The sequence below is a fragment of the Streptomyces taklimakanensis genome (genome assembly GCF_009709575.1).
GTDB lineage: Bacteria > Actinomycetota > Actinomycetes > Streptomycetales > Streptomycetaceae > Streptomyces > Streptomyces taklimakanensis.
This window is the reverse complement of sequence record NZ_WIXO01000001.1, coordinates 3615314-3641369: the sequence shown is the minus strand read 5'-3', so window position 1 is coordinate 3641369 and position 26056 is coordinate 3615314. Positions and strand designations below refer to the sequence as shown.

Here is a 26056-nt window from a genome sequence, read left to right as displayed (position 1 = left end):
GGGGGCGGCGGAAAGGGGGTCAGCGGAAACGGAACGCCTTCAGCGCGCGCAGCGAGAGGTTCATGAACGCCGCGTACCGCTCGTCGTCCATGCCGAACGACGGCGCCATGGGCATCAGGCGCTGGTGGGCGATGGTCTGGGCCTCGGTGTACTTGAGGATGCCCTCCGAGCCGTGGCGGCGCCCCACCCCGGAGTCGCCCATGCCGCCCATCGGCGCCTGGACGCTGCCGTACGCGGCGGCGTAGCCCTCGTTGACGTTGACCGTGCCGGTGCGCAGCCGGGCGGCGATCGCGCGCCCCCGCCGGGCGTTCCTCGTCCAGACGCTGGCGTTGAGTCCGTAGGGCGTGGCGTTGGCCAGCTCGACGGCCTCGTCCTCGTCGGTGAAGCGGTGGATCGCGACGACGGGACCGAAGGTCTCCTCGGCGCAGACGGCCATCGAGGAGGTGACGCCCTCCAGGATGGTCGGCTCGTGGAACAGCGGGCCGACGTCCGGGCGCGGCCGGCCGCCCGTCAGCACCTTCGCGCCCTTGGCGACCGCGTCCGCCACGTGCCGGATGACGGTCTCCAACTGGCGCTCGGAGACCAACGAGCCCAGGTCGGCGCCGTAGGCGAGCGCGGTTCCCAGGCGCAGGGCACGGGCGCGGGCGACGAAGCGCTCGGTGAAGGCGTCGGCGATCGAGGCGTGGACGTAGAGCCGTTCGATGGAGATGCACAACTGGCCGGCCGAGGAGAACGCCCCGCGCACGGCGCCGTCCACCGCCCGCTCCAGGTCGGCGTCCTCCAGGACGAGCATGGCGTTCTTGCCGCCCAGTTCCAGCGAGCAGCCGACCAGGCGGAACGCGGCGCGCTGGGCGACCTCGCGGCCGGTGCGGGTGGAGCCGGTGAAGGAGACGTAGTCGGCGTGGTCGACGACCGCCGGGCCGACGACCGGTCCCTCGCCGATGACGATCTGCCAGACGTCGGCGGGCAGCCCCGCCTCCACCAGCACGTCGCGCGCCCACAGGGCGGTCAGCGCGGTCTCGGTGTCGGGCTTCATCACCACGGCGTTGCCCGCGGCGAAGGCGGGCAGGGCGTCGCCGACGGACAGCTCCAGCGGGTAGTTCCAGGGCGCGATCTGCCCGACCACGCCGCGCGGCACGCGCAGTTCGCGCACCCGGGTCAGGACGGGGATGGCTCCCGTGTGGCGTCGGGCGCGCAGGTAGGCGGCGGCCTTCCGGCCGTAGTGCCGGGCGGCGACGGCGACCGCCTGGACCTCCTCGTGCGCGTGCAGCCGGGCCTTGCCGGTCTCCAACTGGACCAGGTCCAGCACCTCGGACTGGCGGCGCAGCAGCAGGTCGTGGAAGCGCAGCAGGACGGCCGCGCGCTCCCGCACGGGACGGGCGGCCCAGGCCCGCTGTGCCGCGCGGGCGCGGGCGAACGCCTCGGCGACGTCCGCCGGCGAGGACTCCGGCAGGGCGGCCAGTCGCTCCCCGGTGAACGGGGTGTGGCAGGCGGTGGCACCGCTGCCGGCGACGTCCCGCGTCAGTCGGGCGACCAGCTCGTCGGTCACCACGTCCGCGGCGGCGCGCGCGCCGGCGGGGGTGGCGGCGACCGGGTTGTCGACCGTCGTGGGTGCCGCGGGCCCGGCCCCGGGGGCTCCGGCGGGCTCCGCGGGTTCGGTGCGAGGCGGCCGGCCCGTCCGGTCCGGCCCGGCGGCGGCGGTGGCTGGCGAATCCGTCATAGGGCGGAGCGTAAGCCGTGGGAAACGCGCTGGGTACCCATCGGTAACCACTTTTCACGCAACCTGCCAGTGATCACTGGCGCGTATGTGGGCGGGCGCCGCCGGCGCGGGGTCGGGCGCCGGTCACTCCCCCCGGTCGAGCTCCAGGTGCGCCACGATCCGCTCGTACATCTCCTCGCCCGTCCTCCCGCTCTGCCCCGCCGCGGGCATCTGCACCACCAGGCGCCAGCTCACGGCCTCGGGGCTGACGTAGTGGAACTCCCGGCGCCGGAGCCGGGCGGCCTCCTCGTCGTTCCTGGGCCGGTACGTCACCGACAGCTCCGCGGCCCGCGGCCGGCCCCGGTACTCCTTCTCCACGACCCGGCCCTCGACCTCCTCCATGTCGCTGTCGTACGGCTTGTCCCGGTAGAACTCCAACTGCTCGTTGGCCTCGCCCAACGGGCTGGCCCAGTTGTCCCTCTCCCGCTGGATCCAGACGACGAAGGTCTTGTCCGGCGAGGTCAGCGTCACCCGGTTGTCGTTCACCGAGCGCGTGTAGTCCGACGGCGCCGCCAGCGACGCGCCCACCAGCCTCGTCTCGTCGTACGTCCGCCAGCCGTCCGGCAGCCCGTCGTCGACGGGCCACAGCAGCGCCAGCACCACCGCCAGGACCACCGCGACGGCACCGCCCGTGCCCGCCTGCGCCGAGCGGCTGGTGCGCAGCGCCCGACCCACCCCGCGCAGCCGACCGCCGCCCGGCGCCCGGGCCGCTGCCGACGGACGGTGCGGACGGGCGACACTCTCCAGGTCCTGGCGCACCTCGCCGGCGTCCGGGCGGGCGGCCGGGTCCTTGCGCAACAACCGCATGATCAGCGCGCCCAGGGCGCCGCTCGCGCGGGCCGGGACCTGCGGCTCGGCGGAGAGGACGGCCTGGAGCGTGGCGGGGGCGGTGGAGCGACGGAACGGCGACATGCCCTCCACCGCCGCGTACAGCACCACGCCCAGCGACCACAGGTCGGACTCCGGCCCCGCCCGCCGGCCCAGGACGCGCTCGGGCGCGATGTACTCGGGCGAGCCGACGAAGGCACCCGTCTCGGTGAGCTTCCGTTCGCCCTCGACCTGGGCGATGCCGAAGTCGGTGAGGACCACCCTCCCGTGCTGCCCCAGCAGGACGTTGTCGGGCTTGACGTCCCGGTGGAGCACGCCCGCCTCGTGCGCGGAGGCCAGCGCCCCCAGGACGGCCAGCCCGACGCGGGCCGCCTCCTTCGGCTCGACGGTGCCCTCGGAGAGCACGTCGGCCAGGGAACGGCCGCGGACCAGCTCCATCACGATCCAGGGGCGGCCGTCCTCGACCACCACGTCGTGGACGGTGACGACGGACGGGTGGTCGATGCCGGCGGCGGCGCGGGCCTCACGGCGCATCCGCTGGTAGGCCGTCTGCCGCTCGGCCTCGGTGAGGTGGTCGGGCAGGCGCGGCTCCTTGACGGCCACGTCGCGCCCCACGACCTCGTCGTGGGCGAGCCAGACGGTGCCCATGCCCCCGTGGCCGAGCCGTGAGACCAGCCGGTAGCGTCCGCCGACGACCCGTTCCCCGTCCGGGCCGGCGGGGCGCTGCCCGGGGTCGGCGTGGCCCGTCGGCGGTGCCGGACGCGGGGGCCGTCCGGACGGCGCGGGCCGTCCGGGGGCGGTCGGGGGTCCGGAGGGCTCGGGGTGCCCCGAGACCGTCCGCGTGGGGGCGTCGTGTCGGTCGCCGACGGCACCGGGGCCGCCGGCCGGCCGTCCCGGGGCCACGGGCGGTTGCAGGTCGTAGCTGGTGGGCTCGCGCCCCCGGTCCTCGTAGGTCATGCGCCCATCACTACCGTGCGCCCTTGCCGGTGCGCCACCCGCGTTCGGATCGGGTGCCGAGCCGTGACATCACCGTGTCCCGTCTCCGCCCCGGCCGTCTCGGGGGCGGGGGCGTCAGCCGGTGAAGCGGTAGGTGTCCGCGATGTCCTCGAAGAGGCGGTCGATGTCGTCCTCGCGGCTCTCCGGGCCTCGGACCAGCACCGTGTGGTAGCGGCCGTCCACGATGATCGCCCGGTCCCGCGCATAGGTGTCGCCGTGTCCGTCGCGCCAGCTGAACCGGCCCTCGGCCATGACCGTCCGGCCGACCTCTATCCGCCGCATCCCCGAACTGGTGGCCCAGTCGGCGGCCCGGTAGGCGTCCAACTCCCGCTGCTCGCCCGTGAGGTACGCCATCGGGTCGTCGCCGTACCGCTCCGTGGTGTCCCGGCCGGGCACGACCACGACCTCGATGCCGGAACCGCCCGGCGTGAAGACGTACTGCCCGTCGCCGTTCCGGGCCGCCGGCCGGGTGCCCTCGGGGAGCGCGAGCCGGAACCCGGCGTCGTTCCGGTGCAGGACGTAGCCGTCGAGCCCCTCGGCCGGACCGTCGGTCTGCGGCTGTTCGGTGCCGGGCGGCTCCGAGGTCCCCGAACCGGCGGACTCCCCGGACGCGTCGGACCCCCCGGCCCCCTCGGGCTCCTCGGCGGACGGTGACGGGGCCGTCCCGTCCGACCGTCCGGGCGGCTCCGGCTGGGCGCCCACCCGTCCGGGCCGCTGGTTGGCGGTGTCCCCGGAGGAGCCGGTCTCCGTCTTCGGCATGAACACGGCCGCGTAGACCAGCGTGCCGGTCAGCACCAGGAGGACCACGCCGACCAGCACCATCCCGAGCCGGCGCGGCGACCGCCCGCTCCGGGCGCGCCGGTGCCGGGCCGGCGCGGCGACCGGCGAGCGTTCCGTCCGCCTCCTGCGCACCAGCTCGCCCCGGCGGCGCACGATCGGCAGCCGCCGCGGGTCGGTGGCGCGGCCCGCCTCCAGCGGGAGGGGCGTGACGACCGTGTGCAGCCCGACCTCCGGCTCGGGCGCCGAGCGGATCAGGGACCGCAGCCAGCCGCCCAGCTCCTCGAAGTCCGGCCGCTCGGTGGGATCCTGGCGCAGCAGTGACTCCACCACCGGCCGCAGGGCACCGCACTCCTCGGCGAACGCGGGCGGTTCGGAGCACACCATCTGCACCAGTTCGGCCGCGGACTCCTCCGGGTAGGGGGCGTGCCCCTGCACGGCGCGGAACAGCAGCGCGCCCAGCGCCCACAGGTCGGCCGCCGGGCCGACCGGCGGGGCCAGCCGCCAGTTCTCGTAGACGGGACCGGCCTGCTCGGGCGCCCAGCGCTCGGTGACGGCGCCGACGACCGTGATCCGGGCCTGGCGCGCGCGTTCGGCGGCGAGCGCGGTGGTGGGGCCGCGGTAGCGGTCGGCGCCGTCCTCCTCGCCCCAGCTCGACGCGGGCGCCGCGCCGCCGCCCCCGCCGTACTCGTCACTCCCGCCGTACTCCCCACCGCCGTACGGGTCCGGGGAGTACGGGACGGGGGCGGCGGGGGCGACGGGCCGGAGCCCCTCGGGGCCCTCCCCGTCCCCGTGCGCCTCGAACCCCACCCGCGTGGCGGCGGCGTGGTACGCGGCGACGGCGCCGCCTCGGGTGGCCGGTTCGGCGCCCCGTCCGTTCGTCTGCCCGGGGATCCGCGGCCGGGCCGACCGGTCGGTTCCGCCGTGCGCGTCGCCGGCGCGCGGGGACGGGTACGGACTCGGCCCGGTCCCCCACTCCGCCTCCCACGCCTCGTCGTCCGCGCCACCGCCCGGCCCGCCGTACGGGCCGGAGCCGGTCGACTGTCGTGGCACCCCGTTCCGCGGCGGCCCACTCCCTTCCGCCTCCGGCTCCTCCGGCGCGTCCTCGGCCCCGTCGTACGCCTCGTACGTCCCGCCCGGCTCCCCCGGTCCGCCCGGTCCGCCCGGCTCTCCCGGCCCGTCCGGTTCGCCGACGTGTCCGCGCGGCAGCACGCTCGGCGGCGCCGGCAGCGGGTCGTACCCGCACAGCGCCTCCTCGGCGGCGCCGGAGGCCAGACCGGTGAGCAGGGCGCGTCCGTCGTCACAGACGATGACGGTACGGACGGTGATGTTGCGGTGCACCCAGCCGTGCGCGTGGACCGCGCGCAGCGCCGAGAGCAGGTCGTCCGCCAACTCGGCGGCGCGGTGGGGCGACAGCGGCCGTTCGGCGAGCACCGCGGCCAGCGGCCGGCCCGCGACGAGCTCGCTGACGATCCACAGCCCGTCGCCCTCGACGAAGACGTCGAAGACCTGGTCGAGCCGTGGATGGTCGGGTATCCGGGAGGCGGCCAGCGCCGCCTCCACCGCGCGCCGCACGGCGGGGTCGGCCGGGCGCCGCGTGGCCCGGCCGGTGTGGGCGCGCCCGTATCCACCCGGCCCCCGGACGCCTGTCGCCCCGACGAACTCGGCCTCCACCACCTCGGGCAGCGGGATCTGTCGGACCAACACCTCCTGGCCGCTGGCGGTGTCGTACGCGCGCGACTCCACCAGCTCGTACTCGTCGGACGGCGGACGCGGCAACCGGTACCGCTCGGCCAGCAGCCGACCCGAGTACTCGTCCACGGCGCGCCTCCCCACTGCGTACGACCCCTGCCGGCCTCATGCGCCGTCAGGATCCCTGCCCGTCCACCGGTTGGCGGATGCACAGGGTCTGCGGTCTATCACGATACGTGCCAAGGGGGCCTTCCGTCGCCGGTGGAAGGAGCCGATCTCAGTCCACGGGCCGGAACGTCCGGAACGCGGTCTCCCGCAGGGTGCGGCACTCCTCGCCGTCCCACGCGTCCTTCTCGCAGGTGACCATGATGGCGTAGCCGTGGGTGGGGTCCACCCGGAAGCCGCGGTTGAGGACGCGCACCCGCACGCCCCCCTCCGTGCGTTCGAACGTCCAGTCGGCGACGGTGGGGTAGTCGCGCCAGTCCACCGACTCGAGGTCGACCAGGGAGTAGTCGGTGCTGCTGCGCTTCACGGCGGGCTGCAGGGACTTCCAGGCCCCCACCGCGCTCTCGCCCGGGCTGCTGTTGAAGTCGACCTGGACCTTGGGGTAGCCGCCGTCGGGCGGGGTGTACTCGCCCCCGGAGTTGTCCCCCGCTATGCGGGTGCGCTCGTAGCCCTCGGGCATGGCCATCGAGAAGTGGAAGCGGGTGTCGGTGATCTCCTCGAAGCCCTCGGGCGGCCCCGCGTCGCCCTCGTCCCCGCCGGAGCCCTCGGTGTCGTCCCCGCCGCCCCGGCCGTCCTCCTCCTTGCTGCCGCCCTGGCTCTCCTGACCGCCGGCACCGGACGGTTCGGCCGACGGCCCGGGAGACGCGTCACCGCCGTCCCGGGTGGCGCCCTGCCCGTCGCCGGCGGTCGGACGCTCCCCACCGGCCCGCTCGTCGCCGCCCGCGTCACCACCGCCGAGGGTGAGGGCCAGCACGGTGCCGAGGACGGCGAGCACGACCACCGCGACCACCGCGAGCCCGGCGGGCTGCCGCACCCGCCGCGCGAGGTCGGCCAGGCCCGCGCCGGCCGCGTTCCCGCCGCCGGGGCCCGCCGCGGCCCCCGTCCGGGAGTCCGCCGCCGCGCCCGAGGCGCCGGGCGGGCCCGCCGTGCCGTTCGCCGCCCCGGCGGTGACGGCGCCCGCGGCGCCCACCGCGGCGGCGCCCTTCGCCGCGCCCGCGCCCCCGGTGTCCTTCGATCCCGTCGCGGACTCCGCGGACTCCGCGGCCTTCGCGGGCTTCGCGGGCTTCGCGTCCCCGGTCACCGGCAGCACCGTCGTACGGGTGCCCTCGGCCTCCTCCGTCCCCTTCGCGCCGGCCGCCGCGCCGGCTCCGCCGACCGCCGCCTCCAGCAGCCGCCGCGCGCCCGGCTCGTCCAACCGCTCGTCCGGCTTCTTGCGCAGCAGGCCGCGGATGACCTCCTCCAGGCACCCGGCCCGCGCCGGCGGCTCCAGGGGCTCGGTCATCACCGCGGTCAGGGTGGCGATCGCCGAACCCTTGTCGTACGGCGGGTGGCCCTCCACCGCCGCGTACAGCAGCCCGCCCAGCGACCACAGGTCGGAGGGCGGACCGGGGCGCTGACCGCGCGCCCGCTCCGGCGCTATGTAGGAGGGCGCCCCGACCAACATGCCGGTGGAGGTGAGGGAGGGGTCACCCTCGATCTGGGCGATGCCGAAGTCGGTGAGGACGACCCGGCCGTCCTCGTCGGCGATGAGGACGTTGGAGGGCTTCACATCGCGGTGCAGGATGCCCTCGCGGTGCGCGGCGCGCAGCACGTCCAGGACGGCCAGGCCCACCTCGGCCGCCCGGCGCGGCTCCAGCGGGCCGTCCTCGCGGAGCACGTCGGCCAGGGAGCGGCCCTCGATCAGCTCCATGACGATCCAGGGCCGGTCGTCCTCGTCGACCACGTCGAAGACGGTGACGGCGCTGCTGCTGCGGATGCGCGCGATGGCCTTGGCCTCACGGAGGGTGCGGGTGATCAGGCGCCGCTTCTCCTCCTCGTCGACGCTGGAGGGGAAGCGCAGCTCCTTCACCGCGACGGTGCGGCCGAGGACCTCGTCCTCCGCGCGCCACACGGTGCCCATGCCGCCGCGCCCCAGGACGTCGCCCAGCCGGTAACGCCCGCCCAGCAGCCGCCCGGCCTTCTTGCCGCGGCCGTCCACGTCGCTCATGTGTCCCCTCGCACTCCAGCCCGCCCCAGCAGTCGGCCCATTGTCTCGCATGGGACGGAGCGACGCGTACGCGGCCATGGGCACGCCACCGGAACGGCGGTGTGCGGGCCGGAGGCTGACGCCGCGACACGCCCGGCCCTCCGCGACGGGCCCGTCGCGGAGGGCCGGTGAGGGAACATCACAGCGGCTGGAGCGGCACGATGTCCGGGGCGCCCAACCGCGCGGCGTCGGCGGTCTGGTCGTCGGGCTGACGCTGGGACTCCCGCTCGGCCTCGACCCGCTTCTCGTAGTGCTCCACCTCGCGCTCGACCTGGCCGGCGTCCCAGCCGAGCACCTGGGCCATCAACTCGGCGCACTCCCGCGCGCTGCGCGTGCCGCGGTCGAAGGTCTCGATGGAGATGCGGGTGCGCCGGGTGAGGACGTCGTCCAGGTGGCGCGCCCCCTCGTGCGAGCAGGCGTAGACCACCTCGGCCTTGAGGTAGTCGTCCGCGCACGGCAGCGGTTCGCCCAACCGGGGGTCGTCGGCGACGAGGGCCAGGACCTCGTCGGCGAGCGAGCCGTACCGGTCCAGCAGGTGTTCCACGCGCGCCACGTGCAGACCGGTGCGGGCGGCGATCCGGGCGCGGGCGTTCCACATCGCGTGGTAGCCCTCGGCACCCACCAGCGGGATCTCCTCGGTGCAGCACTCGGCGACCCGGTGGTCGAGCCCGTGGACGGCGGCGTCGACCGCGTCCTTGGCCATCACCCGGTACGTCGTGTACTTGCCGCCGGCGACGACGACCAGACCGGGCACCGGGTGGGCGACGGTGTGCTCGCGCGACAGTTGGCTGGTGGCGTCCGACTCCCCGGCCAGCAGCGGACGCAGGCCGGCGTAGACGCCCTCCACGTCGTCGCGGGTCAGCGGCACCGCCAGCACGGAGTTGACGTGGTCGAGCAGGTAGTCGATGTCGGCGCTGGAGGCGGCCGGGTGGGCCTTGTCCAGGTCCCAGTCGGTGTCGGTGGTGCCGACGATCCAGTGCCGCCCCCAGGGGATGACGAACAGCACGCTCTTCTCGGTGCGCAGGATCAGACCGGTGGTGGAGTGGATGCGGTCGCGGGGCACCACCAGGTGGATGCCCTTGGAGGCGCGGACGTGGAACTGGCCGCGCTCGGCGGTCAGCCGCTGGGTGTCGTCGGTCCACACTCCGGTGGCGTTGACGACCTGCCGGGCCCGGATCTCGTACTCGCCGCCCTGTTCCAGGTCCTGCACCCGGGCGCCGACCACGCGCTCGCCCTCGCGGAGGAAGCCCACCACGCGGGCCCGGTTGGCGGCGTGGGCGCCGTAGGCCGCGGCGGTGCGCACCAGGGTGGCGACGAAACGGGCGTCGTCCACCTGGGCGTCGTAGTACTGGAGGGCCCCGACCAGGGCGTCCTTGCGCAGGGCCGGTGCCACCCGCAGGGCCTGGCGGCGCGAGAGGTGACGGTGGTGGGGCAGGCCGCGGCCGCGCCCCGAGGCGGTGGCCAGCGCGTCGTACAGGGCCACCCCGGAGCCCGCGTAGAGCCGCTCCCAACCCCGGTGCCGCAGGGGGTAGAGGAAGGGGACGGGCTTGACCAGGTGGGGGGCGATCCGCTGGAGGAGCAGCCCGCGCTCCTTGAGCGCCTCGCGGACGAGGGCGAAGTCCAGCATCTCCAGGTAGCGCAGCCCGCCGTGGATCAGCTTGCTGGAGCGACTGGAGGTGCCCGAGGCCCAGTCGCGCGCCTCGACGATGCCGGTCGTCAGGCCGCGTGTCACCGCGTCCAGGACGGTCCCGGCGCCGACCACACCACCGCCGACGACGAGCACGTCCAGTTCGCGTTCCGACATACGGGCGAGCGCCTCGGCCCGCTCGGCCGGTCCCAGTGCCGCTGTCCTCACCGCTGCCTCCCTGTAGCCAACCCGCACGTCCGTTCCCGTCCTGGCGTCTACCCGCCCTGTACCCGCTCGTCCGTCGGTTCCACGGATTCGACCGGGCGGACACCGCCTGGCACGCAATCCACCATATCTGTCATATATGCGCTTAACCTGACATGGCCCGACGAGCCAGTCGACAGGGGAAGGGACGCCGCCTCATGCCCGCAGATCTCGCCGTCCTCGGCCTGGGTCATCTCGGCCTTCCCGCTGCTCGGACCGCCACGGCCGCCGGTATCGGCACCATCGGCTACGACCCCGACGCCCGCGCCGTCGCCGAGCTGAACGCCGGACGGCCCCCGGCCGGCACCGGACTGTCGGCGGCCGAGGTCCGCCGGATGCTCTCGGCCGGTTTCCGCGCCACCTCCGACCCGGCCGTCCTGGAGAAGGTCCGCACCGCCCTGATCTGCGCCCCGACCCCACCGGGCGAGGACCGCGCGCCGGGCATGGGCGCGGTGCGGGCGGCGGTCCTGACGCTGGGCGAGCGGCTGCGGCCGAGGACGACGGTCGTGGTGGAGTCGACCGTGCGCCCCGGCGACACCGAGGGGTACGTCGCCCCGCTGCTGGAGAAGGCGTCCGGCCTGCGCGCCGGGCGCGACTTCCACCTCGCCTGCGCCCCCTCCCGCCTGGACCCCGGCAACCGCACCCACGGCTACGCCAACACCCCCCGCGTCATCGGCGGCCTCACCCCGGCGTGCACGGAGGCGGCCGCCGCCCTCTACGGGCGGTTGACGGAGAAGGTCGTACGGGCCCGCGGGGTGCGCGAGGCGGAGATGACGGCGGTGCTGGAGACCAACTACCGGCACGTCAACATCGCCCTGGTCAACGAGATGGCCGTGCTCTGTCACGACCTGGGCGTGGACCTGTGGGACGTGATCCGCTGCGCGGAGACCAAACCGTTCGGCTTCCAGGCCTTCCGCCCCGGGCCGGGCGTCGGCGGCCACGGCGCCCCCGTCGACCCCGCCCTCCTGGACCGGGGCGAGCGCACGCCGGGCTATCCGCTGCGACTGGTGGAGGCGGCCCAGGAGGCCAACGCCCGGATGCCGCGCTACGTCGCCCAGCGGGCGGCGGCGCTGCTGAACGAGTACGGCAAGTCCGCCCGCGGCGCCCGCGTGCTGCTGCTGGGCGTCACCTACAAGGCCGACCTCGCCGACCAGGCCGGCTCCCCCGCCCCCGAGATCGCGCTGCGGCTGCTGGAGATGGGCGCCCAGATCGGCTACCACGACCCGCACGTGCCGCAGTGGCAGGTCGCCGGCCGGCCCGTCCCGCGCGCCGACTCCCTCTACGAGTCCGCCGCCGCGGCCGACCTCACCCTCCTCCTCCAGCACCACCGCGTCTACGACCTGCAGAGCCTGTCGGCCAAGGCCCAGCTCCTCCTCGACACCCGCGGCGCCGGGCCCTCGGGGGCCGCGCACCGGCTGTGAGGAGCCGTCCGCCGAGCACGAGGACTCGCGCCGACCGTGCGGGGGCGGCCGTCGGTCCCACCAGAAGGACCACCCCGTGGAGCGCACCGCGCCGTCGGCCCGAACGCCCAGGTCGCCGTCACCGGCGAGCGCCCCGCGGTGGTCCGTGACGGCGGCGAGTCCCGGCAGCGGGAACGGCACTCCGAGGGCCGGGGGCGCTCAGAGCATCACCATGGCGAGAACGCCGCCGACCGCGACCAGCACCCCGACGCCGGTCCAGATCACGCCGATGGCCCGGTAGAGCCTGATGACGCGCTGTCGGCTCCGTGGGTCCCCCCGGAGGAGGTTCGCCCGCGAGTCGGCCAGTGCCTCGGTGATCCCGCCGCGGTTCCCGGCGATCACCATCCCCACCATCACGGACACGACTCCGAAGATCAGAAGCGGCACCGCGAACACCCCCCCTGCCGATGTCCCCCTCAGCCGGCCCTCCGCCACGGGAGGTCCCCGTCCGGCTCGAACAGGGCCGCGTGGAGCGGGACGCTGTCGGTGTCCTCCCGCAGCGCGATCCGCACCTCCCGCTCCAACCACTCCACGGTCGGCAGGAGGAAACCGTGCCGGGCGACGATGCCCAACACCTCGGCCTCCCCCGGACCCGCGCACTGCTCGGGGGCCACGACCGGCGAGACCTCCCCGAAACCGTCCGGCCCCGTGGCGTACGCCATGGCGTACGGCCCGACCATGGACAACCGCACGGTCAACACCCGCTCGCACCGCGCGATGTAGGTGAAGCACACATCACAGTTGACGTCCGTGTCGTCCTCGACCGGGCAGACCGCCGACAGGTCGCGGAGGACGTCGGCGCACGGCTCCCGCTCCACGGCCTCCCACACGAAATCGAAACGGGGCCTCGACAGATCACGGTAGGCCCGCCGCAACGCCTCCCCGCAGGCGGCGGCGAACCGTCCCGCCTCGTCCTCACCCACCGGCCGACGGCTCCGCCGTTCCGGTGTCGCACCCGTCCCTCGTGGCGACGACCGCCACGAAGGCGCCCGTCCCCTCCGGTCCCGGATAGGCGCGCACCCGCGCCGTCCAGCCCCGCTCGGTGAGGAGCACCTGTCGCATCTCCCCGGTCTCCGTGGACGCCGGGTCCCGCCATCCCTCCTCCGCCAAGCGGTCGGCCACGGCGCCGACCGCGTCGGCCGTCGGAACGCCCGTCATCTTCCCCATGACGTCGGCCGCGCACCCGCCTCCCTCCGTGCGGGCCTCCCCCACCGTCTCCAGTCCCGCGGCCTCGACGGCCCGGGAGAGCTCCTCGGCGACCTCCGCCGCCGAACTCACCGCCGCGGCGGTGGTCGACGGGCCGGCCGCCGGCTCCCGCCCGCCCGCCGGTCCCGTTTCCGTACCGCACCCGGCCGTGAACACGGCCAGGAGGGACACCACCACGGCCGCCGGAGCGCGTCGTCGCCGAGCCGGGCTCGGGGATCCTTTCGATCGGGACCGATCCGTGTTCCGGTGGTTCCGCCGTGGTTTCCCGAAACTCCCGCGATCGCCGTTTCCACCGACGCGGACCCGGCTCCGAACATCGGACGCGGCGCCACGGCCGCCTTCCCCCATCCCGCGCTCCTCACAGTGAGCGGCCTGACCGGCAGGCCGCGCTCCGGGTGCCGGCGCCTCTCTCCCGGTCCGGCCTCCACATGCGCCGTCCACCGTAGGCCCCATCCCACGCCGCTCCCTCACGGCCCGATATCACTCCCATCACATGATCGACACACCACCACGCCCACGTGATCTGCCATGTTCGGATCACTCGAACGCCGCACGAACGGTGGTCACACGCGGAAGGACGGATCCGACGCATCATGGCGAGCACCTCGCAGGACCCCCACGGCAGCCGGGACACCGCTCCCTCGCCGGGCGACCTCGCTCCCCCGACCCCACGCGGTTCCGAGGGCCGCCCCACCCGTGGACACGGCCGCACCTGGGCGGCCGGGCTCGCGGGCACCGCCGTCGGCGCCGTCTGCGCCTCCGCCCTCTGGCTGTCGGGGCTTCTGCCCCACACCGGCACACCCGACCTCAAGGGCTACGGAGCGACGAACGACCTCTGCGCGGCCGCCGAACTCAAGGCCCTCACCGCCGCTCTGGGCGAGCGCGAGGAGTGGCACAACACCCACCGCGAACACCCGGCGATGGACCGTGCCTGGTGCATGATGGACCTGGAGCGTGCGGGACAGCGTCAGAGCTACACGGTCATGATCACCTACGAGCTGCACAAGGAGGTCGACCCCGGGCCGGATTTCGAGGCCTGGGAAACGGAACCGGACCTCATCGACGGGGAGAAGGAAGGCCTGGTCGACCCCGTTCCCAACCTGGGTGACTCCGCGTACGAGATACGCACCGCGGACGCGAGCCACCAGGAGTTGAGCGTGCGGGACGGCGGCGCCGTCATACGGCTCCAAGTCTCCACGTTTATCACCCAGCAGGGCATACCCGAGACCAACCCCGACTTCGTATCGCAACTCGGCCCCACCGCCACGCGTGAGCACCTCCTGGCGGACATGAAGGACCTGATGGCCGCGCTGAAGCGCTGAGACAGGCGTTCCGCACCGTACGGAGAGCGGAGACCAAGACGCCCTCACCGTCCGCGCCGCCGTCCCGGTCCCGCCACGCCGCCCACCAAGACCCGGGCCTCCGAGCGCCGCATCGCCCTCTCCGCCCGCTGCCTCCGGCCGCTGAAGCTCCACCGCGAGCAGCAGCAGCGCGAGCGGGAGGCCTCGGGCAGCACATGGCAGCACGACGGGCACGTGTTCACCACCGCGCAGGGCCGACCGATCGACCCGACCAACCTCACCCGCGCCTTCCTCACGCTCCTCCGCAAGGCCGGCCTCCGCCGCATCCGCTTCCACGACCTCCGCCACTCAACCGCCACCCTCCTCCTGGAACAAGGCGTCGAACTCGTCGTCATCAAGGAACTCCTCGGCCACGCCCACATCGGCGTCACCTCCACCGTCTACGCCCACGTCCGACTCCGTCTCCAGCGCGACGCCATCGACACTCTCAGCACCACACTCAACGGCCCGACGATCGCTGAGACAGGCCGCGCCAACGGCGACGAGCCGCCGCCCAGCGCCGCCCTCGTCCGCTGACGTTGCCGTCAACTACTGCCGTCACCCCACACAGAAGCCCCGCCAGGACGCACCCGGCGGGGCTTCAGTTTTGCTGGCGCTATCAGCGCTCCTTACGGGCGATGTCCCATGTCAGCGCTTCGCCTGATCTGACGGTCACCCACGCCACAGGGAATTCCAATAGGACACCGCAAACCTCACCTACGGAATTGTGGATATCCGAGATCGAGATAATGGCGTCGAGACCAGGGCTCCCGATCTCTTCTATCTCCTCGAAAGCCCATGACTCGATTGGCCAACACCATGTGGGCAACGTCGGCCATCGACCTTCAGTGACCTTGAGAGTCCAGTCCGTGTCGCAAGACAAGAGAATGGAAGGGGCTGAGTCAAACAGGAATTCCACAGCCTCGACTGCCACGGAATCCTGAGACTCACCTGCGACGTACTTCACACCATACGCGGCTCGCACGCGTTGCCCCGCTCGCAGATTCGCGACTTTCCGCTCGGTCATTTCTTACACCCACACGAGTAGGGAGTGGCTTGCTGGAACCAGCCATTCGGTTTCTCCATGGGGAACATGGTGACGAACTGGCCGTCACCCTTCGTCACGAGGAGATCGTTCCCTCTGCGGTAGAAGAAGTAATCTTCTCCACCGCCATTCGCAGGATTCCACGGACCTCGCCGGACCTCATCATGCGACCCCCGAACCTCGGCGATTTTGTCACGGAACCATTGCCGGGCAGAGGCATCACCGGGGTTGAGGCCATAGTCCTGGGCGTGCTTACCCCACTTCTTTCCGAACTGCCCTTCATTGATGGAAAACTCAGGGCCGCAGTTGCTGTTGTGAACGAGGACCGGCGTCTGCCCTGCCAGCACATAGTACGTGTGCAGGCCGGCGATGGTGAGGTTGTAGGTGTCCTGGTGGGCAGTGTAGGTGCGGGTGGTGTGGAGGGTGACGGTGGTGCCGTCATCCGTGCGGAGGGTTGCGCCGGGGGTGAGGTCACCGGCATCCACCCAGGCCTGCTCGGACTCGGACCAGAAGGGGTGATGGTCTGTGGTGGTGAGGGTGTCGGTGCCGTCCTCGGTGGTGATGGTGAGATCGACGTAGGTCTTGTCGTCTTCGGTGAGGATGGTCGCGGTGACGGTCTTGGCCGTGGTCTCACCGGTTTCGGGGTCGGTGGCCAGGACCGTGTCGCCGATTTCAAGGTCCTCGATGGGCCTGGCGGTGCCGTCCGCCAAGAGGACTTCGGTGCCGGCGACAAAGCTGTGCCTACTGCATTTCTTCCCGGCACCAAAGATCCAGGAAATTATTTCCCCGCCCTTCCTGCCGATGGAAGTCCCTTCACCGATAAGCGGGATCGCACCAAAGAGGGACCAACCAGCTTCCTCCCACTTTCCCTCGAAGATATAGATTCCAGCATTGGCGACATCCGATGGAACCCCAGCCACCGGAAGGAGGCCTGTAACATCCAAGGCTCTGTGGACTTCCTCCATGTTGAAGTCCACGTTCTTCCTGGCCTTCCAGCTACAACCCCCACCGAATTTATAGTTGCACCTCCACTCCTCCTGCTCGGCGGTGACTCTTTTCTCGTTCTTCCCTCCGCCAATGCTGTGAACGACAGTGACAATCGTGCGCAACCTGTCGTTCTTCGGCACGACCTTCTTGTCACGGTCATTGAAGGTCCACGCACCGGGACCACCGGACCACCAAGCGTCCTCTCTCTCCAGGTAGTAGGAGTCGTTCCCGCTCTCGGTGATCATCGGCTTCAGACCGGTGGGGTCGGAGAGGGTGGTGGGGTTGTTGTTGGCGTAGGCGTAGCCGTTCATCTGCATCGGGTCGGCGATGTCGATGAGCGGGTCGACGGAGACGAAGCGGCCGGTGGTCGGGTCGTACTCGCGGGCGCCGATGTGGGTCAGGCCGGTGATCGGGTCGTCGATGCCGGTGCCGAGGAAGGTGCGGCGTCCGGGCCAGTCGGCGGGCTCGGCACCGCGGGGGTTGCCGAACGGGTCGAACTTGCGGCGCTGGACGGTCATCGCCGTGTCCAGGGCGACGGCGGTGGTGGCGGTGCCGTGGTGGTCGTTCACCAGCACCGTCAGCTCGTGGTCGGCCAGGTCCGAGCTGCCGCCGGTGGAGCGCATCACGGTGGGTGCGCCGGGGTGGGTGTAGTACCGGCGGGCGTCGACCGGGTCGCCGGTCGCGCCCACGGTGACCTCGGCGTCACCGAGGAAGAGGGTCGCTCCGGTGGCGGTCTTCTCGATCAGCCGGTTGCCGTCGGCGTCGTAGAGGTAGGAGACGTCCGCCGTGCCGTCGTCGGTGGTGTCGACCGAGGTGAGCTTGTTGTCCGCGTTCCAGGTGAGGGCCTGGGTATCGCCTCCGATGGTGCGCTCGATGGTGTTGCCGGTGTTGTCGTAGGCGTAGGTGGAGAGCGACTCGACGGTGCCGCCGGCTGTCCTGGTCACCGCGTCGACGCGGGTGAGGGTGTGGGGCTGGAGTTCGGTCGGCCCGGTCGTCCCGGTGGCGGGAACGGCGGTGCCGTAGGAGTAGGAGTAGGTGTCGTCCAGCGCCGGGTCGGCCAGATCGTGGTCGACCATCGAGGTGCGGTTGCCGATGGCGTCGTAGGTGTAGGTGTGCCAGTAGCCGTCGCCGTCCGGGCCGGCGGTGACGTCGGTGGGCTCGGGGCCGGAGTCCCGGGCGGTGGTCTCGCGCGGGCAGCCGCCGGTCGCGCCGGTCCAGGCGTGGCGGAGCCGACCGATCGCGTCGTAGGAGAAGCACTGCCGGTCCCGGGTGCCGTCGGGCCGGATGTCGGTGATCCAGGTGACGTTGCCGACGATGTCGTAGCCGTACCAGGTGTTGGTCAGGCGGTGGGGACCGGCCTTCTCCCGGTCGGTGACCGTACGGGACAGACGGCCGGTGTTCGGGTCGTACTCGGCCGTGGACCACACCCGGTGCGGGGCCTCGCCGCTGACCGTGCGGAGCACCTCGCCGAACGGGCTGTGGACGGTGTCGGCGGTGTACCAGTCGTGCCCGGAGGTGGTGATCGGCAAGCCCTCGCCGTCGTACCGGGTGATCACCTTCTCCTCGGGCAGGCCGCCGGGAGTCGCGGGCAGCGTGGTGGCCAGCGGTTTCCCGGTGGCCGTGTAGGTCTGCCGGTATGCGTAGGTGCCCGCCAGGCCCCCGGTGTCGGGGGTGGTGGGGATGACGACCTCGGTGCCGGTGGGGCGGTACTCGGCGTCGTACCCGGTGACGGCGGTGGTGAAGGCCGCGCCGTCGGTGTAACGGGTGGCGGCGACCGGCAGTCCCTTGGCGTCCGGCAACGTGTCGTAGGTCCACTCGGCCACCAGCGGACCGGCGACGGTGTCCTCGCGCACGGCGGTCTTGCGGCCGAGCACGTCGTAGGTGGTGACGCGCACGTTGCCGCGGGAGTCCTCCGAGCGGACCCGCCGGTCCAGGGAGTCGTAGGCGAAGGAGGCCGTGCCCATGTCGGGGTCACGGGTGGAGGTCACCCGGCCGCGGGCGTCGTAGGTGTAGCTCCACTCGTTGCCCTCGTGGTCGGCGACCTCGGTGTGGTTGCCGCGGGCGTCGTAGGTGTAGCGGGTGTCCGTCCACTCCGTCAGGGCGGGGGTGGTGAAGTGCCGGACGAGTTCGGCACGGCCGAGCGTGTCGGTCCAGGTCTTGACGGCCGTGCTGCCCCGCCGGGTGCTCTGGCCGTCGGCGGACATGCCGTTTCGGACCAGGGTCCACTCCCCGCCGTACTCCGTGGTGACCGAGTGCTGCGGGGTGCCCTCGTGGAGGGTGGTGGCCTTCACCGGACGACCCAGGCCGTCGTACGCGATCTCGGTGGAGTTGGGGATGCGGAAGACCGATTCGGGGACGAACTGCTCGGTCTCCGGCTCGTGCTCGGCGAGGTAGCCGTTGCGGGTTTCGGCGGCCAGGCCGAGGGAGTTGTAGCGGGTGTCGGTGACGATCCGGCCGCCACCGAGTGCCTCGGTCTGGGTCTGGAGCGGACGCAGCAGACCGTCGTAGAGGGTGACGGTGTCGGCGTAGGTGCCGTTGTCCCGCAGGGTGCGGGAGGTCACCGCCGGTGGGTCGTCCTCGTCGATCTGGTAGGCGAAGGTGTGGGCGGCCTTGTCCGAGGACGGGTCCTGGGAGGCCGTCCACACGGCGGTGGTGCGTCCCAGCGGGTCGTACGCGCTGGTGACCGTCCGCCCGTTGGCGTCGGTGCTCCTCAGTGCCGTGCCGCGGCCGGGGTCGAGGGTGACGGTGGTGGTGTGCCCGGCCGGATTGGTCGTGGTGGTGGTGAAGGGCACTCCCGTGCCGGGGCCGAAGGAGGTGCTGGTCTTGTTGCCCTGGGCGTCGGTCACCGTCAGCGGGCGCCCGATGAAGTCGAAGGTGGCGCGGGCGCTGGTGATCCAGCCGGTGCCGTCCCCGTCCACGGTGTCCACCTGGTACGGCAGGCCCTTCGTCGGGGTCTGCCCGAAGGCGTCGAGCGCGTCGTAGGAGGTGCGGGTGTCGGAGACGACCTGGTCGCCGCCGGCGGACGCGGCCTGTTCACAGGTGCCGACCGTCGTCCTGACCCGGGAGGGCAGTCCAATCAGGTGCTTGCCGGTGTTGTGGACGTAGGAGTGGGTGGTGCACTGCCGGTCGCCGACCGTGTGGCCGCCCTCCCCGTCGGGGGTCAGGGTGTGCCGGTAGGTGGTCTCGACCAGGCCGTAGGTGTCGTCGACGGTGTGGACCGTGCGCACGGTGCGTTCGTGTCCGGCGCTGGTCGTCTCGATCGCGTCGGTGCGGCCGGTGCCGACGCGCCAGGCGTCCAGGGCCGGCAGTCCGTCGCCGAGTTCGCGGGTGGCGAGCTTCTTCGCCCACGGCCACGACACCGTACGGGAGACGACCTCGCCGCCCACCCCGTCGTAGGTGATGGCCTCGGCCACCCGGCCCTGGTAGGGGAGGAGGTCCTCGGCGATGGTCTGCCCGGTGGAGTCGGTGACGGTGACGGTCGCGCGGTCGGCGTCCTTCGACATGCCCCGGAAGTAGCGGGTGCGGGTCTGGGTCTGCTCGGTGGCGTCCAGCTCGCCGGTGCGCTCGGTCAGGCCCTTCCTGACGACCACCGAGGCGTAGCCGCGCCACTGGCTGAAGGTGCGCAGCTCCGGCTTGGAGAACTCGTCGCGGTCCTTGGCCCAGGCGGGATCGCCCTCATAGGTGTAGGTGGTGACGACGTCGGGCTGACGGGCGACGCGGTCCCGCTCCACCACCTTGGTGACGACGTACTTGTTGAACCACTCGATCCCCGGCTTCTCCAGCTCCGAGTCCGGGGACCAGTGCACGGGGAAGCAGCGGGTGTCGTTGGTCTGAGGGTCGGGGGCGGCGCCGATGGGGCACGGCTGGGAGTAGGTGACCTTGATCTCCCCGCCGGTCTCGGTGCGGATGGTCTCCACCCGCAGCCGGTCGAAGTCCGGGGTCGGGTCGGAGGTGGAGCGCGTGACCCGGTTGGGCATGTCGACGACGTTGGGCAGGAACGTCACCGGCGGCAGTGTGGTGCTCTCCCCGTCGGGCGCGTAGCCGGTGCGGGTGATCGACTCCAGCCACAGCGGCGGGTGGGTGTCGGTGCGCTGCTTGGGGAAGGAGTGCTCCAGCGACCAGTGGTCCACCTTGGACAGGGCCGTGGAGCCCTCGGTGCGCTGGGCGTGGGTGGTCACGGCCTTGAGCCGCTTGCGGGTCCAGAAGGTGGGCGAGGAGACGTAGCAGTTCTCGTCGTCGGCCGTGCAGTGCAGGGTGGAGGGGGTGTCCCACCAGGGTTGCCTGTCGCCGTGGTTGTCGGAGTCGAAGTCGGCGTCGGAGCAGTCGATCTCGCCCTCGGCGATGCAGCGCTCGGCGGTGGAGAACACCACCCGTCCGGCGGGGGCGCCGGTCAGGTCGTCGGCGCGCAGACCGTACTCGATCTTCTCGGGGTGACCGCCGCGGACGTAGGAGACGTGCTCCTTGTACTTGCCGTTCTTGGCGTAGCGGTTGGTCTCCTTGGCCCAGTCGACGACCATGGCGTTGCCGTGGACGTCCTCGACGTAGTCCAGGTTCCACCGCCAGGCCTGGGTGCAGGAGGAGTCGGCGAAGGACGTGGCGTGGCACGGCTCGCCGGGGTGGTTGCCGAAGACGGGGACGGTGAAGACGGAATCGGTTCGGGGGCGGGTGCCGTCCCCGTCCACGTCGTGGCGGCCGAACCAGTAGCGGGTGCCGTCCCGGGCGGTGACCACCCAGTGCTCACCGTCGTTGTCGCCGTTGCCCAGGGCGGTGTCCTTCTTCAGCTCGACCTTCGAGCCGTCGTCGGTGGCCGGGATCCACTTCTCCTCGGGACCGTCCTCCCCTTCGACGACCTGGTGGACCAGTTCGGTGGTGGTGCCGCCCATCGACATCACCACGTTGGGACCGGCCCAGCACAGATCGGCCTTCTTCTCGTGGTCGTCGTTGTTGTTGTTCGGGGTGCCGTCGAGGTCGTCGGAGCACGGTCGGTAGCGGCGTTCGATGAAGCCGGGGTGGTAGTCCCAACCGTCTCCGACCCAGGAGGCCTGGCCGTTGGCCACCGACGTCCTGCCGTCCACCGACTGGGAGGAGTACGAGAAGGCGATCTTGGGCGTCGGACCGGCCGGGGTCGGCGGGACGGCCAGCGGGTACGTCCAGGAGAAGCCGCCGCCGGAGCCGCCGGCGGTCCAACTGCCGCTCGGGGAGAGGTCGGTGGCCTTGTAGGTGCCGCCCGCGCCCGCCGCCGAGTCGGTGGCGGCCAGCACCACCGGGCCGCCACCGGACTGGGTGGACAGGCCGGACGCCTGGGCGGCGGCCGGGTCGATCGTGGCGCGCACCGTGTCCGTGCCGGGGTCGTTGGCGCTGGGCACCTCCACGGGGGTGGTGCACTCCTCCAGCTCCGGCGTGGTCAGGAAGCACTCGGGCAGCTGCTCCAGCTTCAGCCGCGTCGCCCACTCGGTGCCGTACAGGTCCTCGAAGGTCGAGTAGTCCAGCGCCACGTCCACCGGGGTGGCTCCGGTGTCCGGCGGGGTGACGGTGATGATGGCGCCGTCCACCCCCGCGGTCTCGACGGTGGTGCGGGGCTCCAACTCCACGTTCCAGGTGCCCGACGGTTCCGGCGGGGTGGGCTCGGTCTCCGTAGGGGTCGCCTTGCCCAGGCTGACCGGCAGGTCCCCGGCCGGCACCATGTCCTCGCCCGCCGTGTCGAGCGTGACGTCGGCGGTGCCGCCGGCCGGTACGTCCGTCTTCGTCGGCTCGTACTCCACCGGCGGGTCCAGCTCGCCCAGCCATTCCTCGTACTCGGCGGCCGCCGCCTCGTCCAGTTCCGCCTCGGCGTCCTGCTGGAGCGCCGTCAGCGTCGGCCCCGTGCGCAGGCCGTCGTCCGGTGGGATGGCCCACGCCTCGACCGGCAGCAGGGTGACGGCCATCAGGGCCGCGACGGAGACACTCGCCCCCCGGGCCATACGGCGCCCGCGCGTCAGGCGGCGCTGCCTCCAGCCCGCACGACGGAACCGATCCCACGTCGGGAGCGTGGACACAGTGGAACCCCCCATGACAGCCGCGCAGGCCACCGGGGCGCCCACACAGAAAAAACACAAAGAACGGCGAGCACTATGCACTTCCGCCTCATGCGGAATCCACCCTCGCCTCGCCCTTGTGACGTCAATCACATAAGCAATCGGGGATATCTTCCATATTCCTTTCCGAAGCCATCGATCGGCATTGTCGAAAATTCCGCACCGAATACCCAGCTTTCACTTGAGCACCCATAGAATCCGACTGGTCACGACAAAACGCCCCCATCGGGGTCGGCATATGTCCGGTATGGCCGACCGCTTCTCGGGCACCGCCGGAACACTCTCCCGATCAGCCCTCCGAGCAGCGCTCACGCTCACCCGTCACGCCCGACGCCGAGCCTCTCCACACCACGTGACGAACGTGTGGAGATGAGTCATGCTCTGCGTCGCACATTCACCGCGCGCGGAGACGGTCCCGTATGCGCGGATCCGCATCACCGGCAACACCGAGGGCATCGTGGATTCCCGGCGCCCACGGGGGGAGTGGGTAGGTCATGGCCGCCGTGGAAGGCGCACGAGAAGCAGAACCGGAAAGAGCAGTGGAGAAAGCGGGAGGGGTTTCCGGCAGTACATCCGAAAACCCTCCCCGGAGGCGCTTCGCCCGTCCTCGGCGCCGCACCACGGCGATCGTCGCCGCCCTGCTGGCCACCGCCGTCGCCGTCCCCCTGGCCGTGCGCCACGTCGGCGGTGACGACGCCTCCGCCCCTCCCCGCGCCGCCCGCGAGGGGGGCACCGCGCCCGTGGACGCGGCCGAGGCCGCGCGCCGGGCGAAGGAGACCGGCAAGGACGTGGAGGCGACCGCGGAGCGCACCGCCGACTCCACCACCTGGGCCCGGCCCGATGGACTGCTGCGCACCCGCATCCACAGCGACACCTTCCGCGCGAAGGTGGACGGCGAGTGGAAGGCGATCGACACCACCCTGGAGAAGGTGGAGGGCGGATTCGCGCCCAGGGCGGTCAACGACCCCCTCGTCTTCGGCGGCGGCACCGGTGGCGGACCGCGCACCCAACTGGCCACCGCGGACGGCGACGCCTCACCGGAGTGGAGCGAGCTGGTGCGGCTCACCACCGGCGGCCACGAGATCACCGTCCACTGGCCGGGACCGCTGCCCGAGCCGGTGATCGACGGACCGCGCGCCCTGTACGAGGATGTCCGGCCCGGCATCGACCTGCTGCTGACCGCGCGCGACAGCGGCTACTCCCACCTGCTGGTCGTCCACGACCGCGAGGCGGCCGACGACCCGCTCCTGAAGGAGGTGCGGTACCGGCTGGCCTCCCCGGGCCTGGACTTCCGCCTCGATCCGGAGTCCGGCGTCCTCCGCGCCCTCGACGCGGACGGCGAGGAGCTGGCCGCGGCGCCGACCCCGTACGCCTGGGACTCCGCCGGGAAGCCCGCCGTCACCATCGGCGAGGAGGAGACGGCCGACACGGGCGGCGGGGAGACCGGGGAAACCGGACGGAAGGCCGGGACCCTGGCCCTGCCGGGCGCGGCCGGCCCGCAGCCCGGCAGCCACGACGCGGTGCTGGGAACGGAGTTGGGCGACGACGGCGTCCTGACCGTCGTCCCGGACCGGGAGCTGCTGACGTCCGAGGAGACCGTCTACCCGGTCTTCGTCGACCCCTCCATCAAGGGCCGGAAGAAGAACTGGACCCTGCTGTACAAGCCCTATCCCAACTCCAGCTTCTGGAACGGCCAGAACTTCAACGACGGCACCAACGAGGCGCGCGTCGGGTACGAGGCCACCACCGGCGGTCTGTCCCGTTCGGTGTTCGCCTTCGAGCACCCCAGCACCCTGCACGGAGCCGCCATCCGGTCCGCCCACTTCCGGACCCTGCAGACCTACTCCTGGGGCTGCACCGCCCGCAAGTACAACCTCTGGCTCACCAGCGCCATCTCCAGCTCCCACACCTGGAGCAGGCAGCCGAGCTGGTCGCGCGTGCTGTCCAGCGCCAGCACCGGGCACGGCTACAAGAGTTCGAGCTGCCCCGACTCCTGGGTGAAGATGGACATCAAGTCGGCCGCCCAGGACGCCGCCGACGGCAAGTGGAACACCATCGCCCTCGGCCTGCGCGCCGCCAGCGAGACCGACACCAACTACTGGAAGAAGTTCCGCGCCAACGGCGAGAACTCCCCGTACATCGAAATCGTCTACAACCGCAAGCCCAATCAGCCCACGGCCCAGACGATGACGCCCGGCCCGGACTGTGACCTCACCAGCCCCTACTCGGCGGTCGGCAAGTCCGACCTGACCTTCCGGGCGAGGGGTTCCGACCCCGACGGCAACCTGAGGGACCTCCACTTCCGGGTCTGGCCCACCGGGGACGGCACCAACAAGATCCTGGACTCCTACATCCCCGTCGACAGCAACGGCTACGCCAACACCGACCCCATCCCCTGGGAGAGGTTCAGCGACGGCACCACCTACTCCTGGGACGTCCGCTCCCGGGACACCGAGGGCGCCGTCTCCTACTACGCCCCCGACGGCAACAAACCCTGCTACTTCACCGTCGACCACGAGGCCCCGGCCTCCCCCACCGTCACCTCGACCGACTTCCCGCCCGCCGACGGCACCGACGGCTCCTGGTCGAAGGTCCGCTTCGGCACCGGCGGCACCGTCACCTTCGGCGCCGACGGCGAGAGCGACGTGAAGAAGTACGAGTACAGCTTCAACTGGACCGGCTTCGGCTCCACCGCCACCCCCTCCGCCCTCGGCGGTGACGTCACCCTCACCGTCAAGCCGCCCCAGGCCGGCCCCAACATCCTCTACGTGCGGTCCGTGGACTCCGTGGGCAACGTCTCCCGTCAGACGGCCTACCGCTTCTACGTCACCCCCCGCGCCGACCTCGACGCCCCCGGCGACACCACCGGTGACGGCTACCCCGACCTGTTGGCCGTCACCGACACCGGCCGGCTGAAGGCGTACCCGGGCAGCCCCAGCGGCGACCTGCACTCGGGCATGGACGCCTCGTACAGCACCAGCGGCGGCAACCCGAAGCCCACCCCGGACGGCTACTGGACCGACGCCCTGATCACCCACCACGGCGACTGGTTCCCCGGCGACGGCATCCAGGACCTCGTCGCCCGCGTCGACGGGGAGTTGTACGTCTACCCGGGGGACGGCTACAGCGGCTTCGACGTCACCCGGCGCCAGAAGATCCTGCTGCCGCCGGGTGCTCCCGCCCCCGACCAGCTCACCCAGATCCTCTCGGTGGGCGACGTCGACGGCGACGGACACCCGGACCTGTTCGCCAACGCCGGTCCCCAGCTGTGGATCTTCACCGGGTACAGCGGCGGCAGCTTCGCCGGCGCCCACCGGATGACCCACAGCGCCTGGGACGACCGCGACCTCGTCCTCGTCGACGACGTCACCGGTGACGGAACGGCCGACCTGATCTTCCGCACCCACGACACCGGCCGCCTCTACCTCCGCGAGGGCAAGCCGGACGCCGACGGCACCGGCACCGACATCCTCTCCCTGGGACTCGCCTCCACCTCCCTGACCGGCACCGACGAAATCTACGGACAGTCCGCCTGGGAACCGGAGAACGTCTCGCACCTCATCGGCACCCCCGACGCCGACGGCGACGGCACTCCCGACCTCTGGGTGATGTTCGCCGCCAGCGGCAACGTCTACCTCTACCCCGGTGGCGCCACCACCCACGGCGCCCCCCGCAAGGTCATCACCGAGGAGTCCGAGGGCACCGACTGGACCCGGCCCGTGAGCATCGGCTGACGGTCTCCGGGCGGGG

General features: G+C 72.3%; 12 protein-coding genes and 1 pseudogene. 4 read left to right on the top strand and 9 right to left on the bottom strand.

The window, feature by feature from the left end; all coding sequences use genetic code 11:
* Window positions 1-19: 19 nt before the first annotated feature.
* From F0L17_RS16240 to F0L17_RS16220, 5 genes are all read right to left on the bottom strand, one after another.
* Window positions 20-1720 carry a succinic semialdehyde dehydrogenase gene (locus tag F0L17_RS16240; protein WP_155071639.1) on the bottom strand — a complete coding sequence of 567 codons (1701 nt, stop codon included), beginning with the start codon at window positions 1718-1720 and terminating at the stop codon, window positions 20-22.
* A 123-nt stretch (window positions 1721-1843) separates the two neighbouring features.
* On the bottom strand, window positions 1844-3544 hold the full coding sequence (locus tag F0L17_RS16235; protein WP_155071638.1) for a serine/threonine-protein kinase: 1701 nt from the start codon (window positions 3542-3544) through the stop codon (window positions 1844-1846).
* Between the two features lie 114 nt (window positions 3545-3658).
* Window positions 3659-6181: a protein kinase family protein gene (locus F0L17_RS16230; RefSeq protein ID WP_162466274.1), complete on the bottom strand. Its 2523-nt coding sequence runs from the start codon at window positions 6179-6181 to the stop codon at window positions 3659-3661.
* Window positions 6182-6329: 148 nt separating this feature from the next.
* Window positions 6330-8264, bottom strand: coding sequence for a serine/threonine-protein kinase (locus F0L17_RS16225; RefSeq protein ID WP_155071637.1), 1935 nt, complete (start codon window positions 8262-8264; stop codon window positions 6330-6332).
* 178 nt (window positions 8265-8442) lie between these two features.
* Window positions 8443-10158 carry an FAD-dependent oxidoreductase gene (locus F0L17_RS16220; protein ID WP_162466273.1) on the bottom strand — a complete coding sequence of 572 codons (1716 nt, stop codon included), beginning with the start codon at window positions 10156-10158 and terminating at the stop codon, window positions 8443-8445.
* A gap of 194 nt (window positions 10159-10352) precedes the next feature.
* On the opposite strand from F0L17_RS16220, the gene F0L17_RS16215 reads away from it, so the two are divergent.
* On the top strand, window positions 10353-11615 hold the full coding sequence (locus tag F0L17_RS16215; RefSeq protein WP_155071636.1) for a nucleotide sugar dehydrogenase: 1263 nt from the start codon (window positions 10353-10355) through the stop codon (window positions 11613-11615).
* Window positions 11616-11813: 198 nt separating this feature from the next.
* Here the strand turns inward: F0L17_RS16215 and F0L17_RS16210 are convergent, their stop codons facing one another.
* Genes F0L17_RS16210 through F0L17_RS16200 form a run of 3 tightly spaced genes read right to left on the bottom strand, consistent with a single transcriptional unit; the run spans window position 11814 to window position 12932 of the window.
* The gene (locus tag F0L17_RS16210) at window positions 11814-12041 is read right to left on the bottom strand and encodes a hypothetical protein (protein WP_155071635.1); all 228 of its coding nucleotides are present in this window, start codon (window positions 12039-12041) and stop codon (window positions 11814-11816) included.
* A 29-nt stretch (window positions 12042-12070) separates the two neighbouring features.
* Window positions 12071-12577 carry a hypothetical protein gene (locus tag F0L17_RS16205; protein WP_155071634.1) on the bottom strand — a complete coding sequence of 169 codons (507 nt, stop codon included), beginning with the start codon at window positions 12575-12577 and terminating at the stop codon, window positions 12071-12073.
* On the bottom strand, window positions 12570-12932 hold the full coding sequence (locus F0L17_RS16200; protein ID WP_155071633.1) for a hypothetical protein: 363 nt from the start codon (window positions 12930-12932) through the stop codon (window positions 12570-12572). Before F0L17_RS16200 ends, F0L17_RS16205 begins: the two co-directional genes overlap by 8 nt.
* 521 nt (window positions 12933-13453) lie before the next feature.
* On the opposite strand from F0L17_RS16200, the gene F0L17_RS16195 reads away from it, so the two are divergent.
* Together F0L17_RS16195 and F0L17_RS16190 are read left to right on the top strand one after the other, a co-directional pair.
* Window positions 13454-14182: a hypothetical protein gene (locus F0L17_RS16195; protein WP_155071632.1), complete on the top strand. Its 729-nt coding sequence runs from the start codon at window positions 13454-13456 to the stop codon at window positions 14180-14182.
* A gap of 57 nt (window positions 14183-14239) precedes the next feature.
* Window positions 14240-14737, top strand: a pseudogene (locus tag F0L17_RS16190) (tyrosine-type recombinase/integrase); the annotation flags it as partial.
* A gap of 486 nt (window positions 14738-15223) precedes the next feature.
* On the opposite strand, the gene F0L17_RS28090 reads toward F0L17_RS16190, so the two are convergent.
* Window positions 15224-22156 (bottom strand): polymorphic toxin-type HINT domain-containing protein, encoded by a 6933-nt coding sequence (locus F0L17_RS28090; RefSeq protein WP_274389098.1) that lies wholly within the window; start codon window positions 22154-22156, stop codon window positions 15224-15226.
* A 689-nt stretch (window positions 22157-22845) separates the two neighbouring features.
* Between F0L17_RS28090 and F0L17_RS28085 the strand changes: the two genes are divergently transcribed.
* A complete protein-coding gene (locus tag F0L17_RS28085) occupies window positions 22846-26040 on the top strand; it encodes an FG-GAP-like repeat-containing protein (protein WP_155071631.1) in 3195 nt (1064 codons plus the stop codon).
* Window positions 26041-26056: the final 16 nt, after the last annotated feature.

Coding starts and splice junctions, on each gene's coding strand:
- F0L17_RS16240 (WP_155071639.1), bottom strand. CDS start 1,720: ATGACGGATTCGCCAGCCACCGCCGCCGCCGGGCCGGACCGGACGGGC.
- F0L17_RS16235 (WP_155071638.1), bottom strand. CDS start 3,544: ATGACCTACGAGGACCGGGGGCGCGAGCCCACCAGCTACGACCTGCAA.
- F0L17_RS16225 (WP_155071637.1), bottom strand. CDS start 8,264: ATGAGCGACGTGGACGGCCGCGGCAAGAAGGCCGGGCGGCTGCTGGGC.
- F0L17_RS16215 (WP_155071636.1), top strand. CDS start 10,353: ATGCCCGCAGATCTCGCCGTCCTCGGCCTGGGTCATCTCGGCCTTCCC.
- F0L17_RS16195 (WP_155071632.1), top strand. CDS start 13,454: ATGGCGAGCACCTCGCAGGACCCCCACGGCAGCCGGGACACCGCTCCC.
- F0L17_RS28090 (WP_274389098.1), bottom strand. CDS start 22,156: ATGGCCGTCACCCTGCTGCCGGTCGAGGCGTGGGCCATCCCACCGGAC.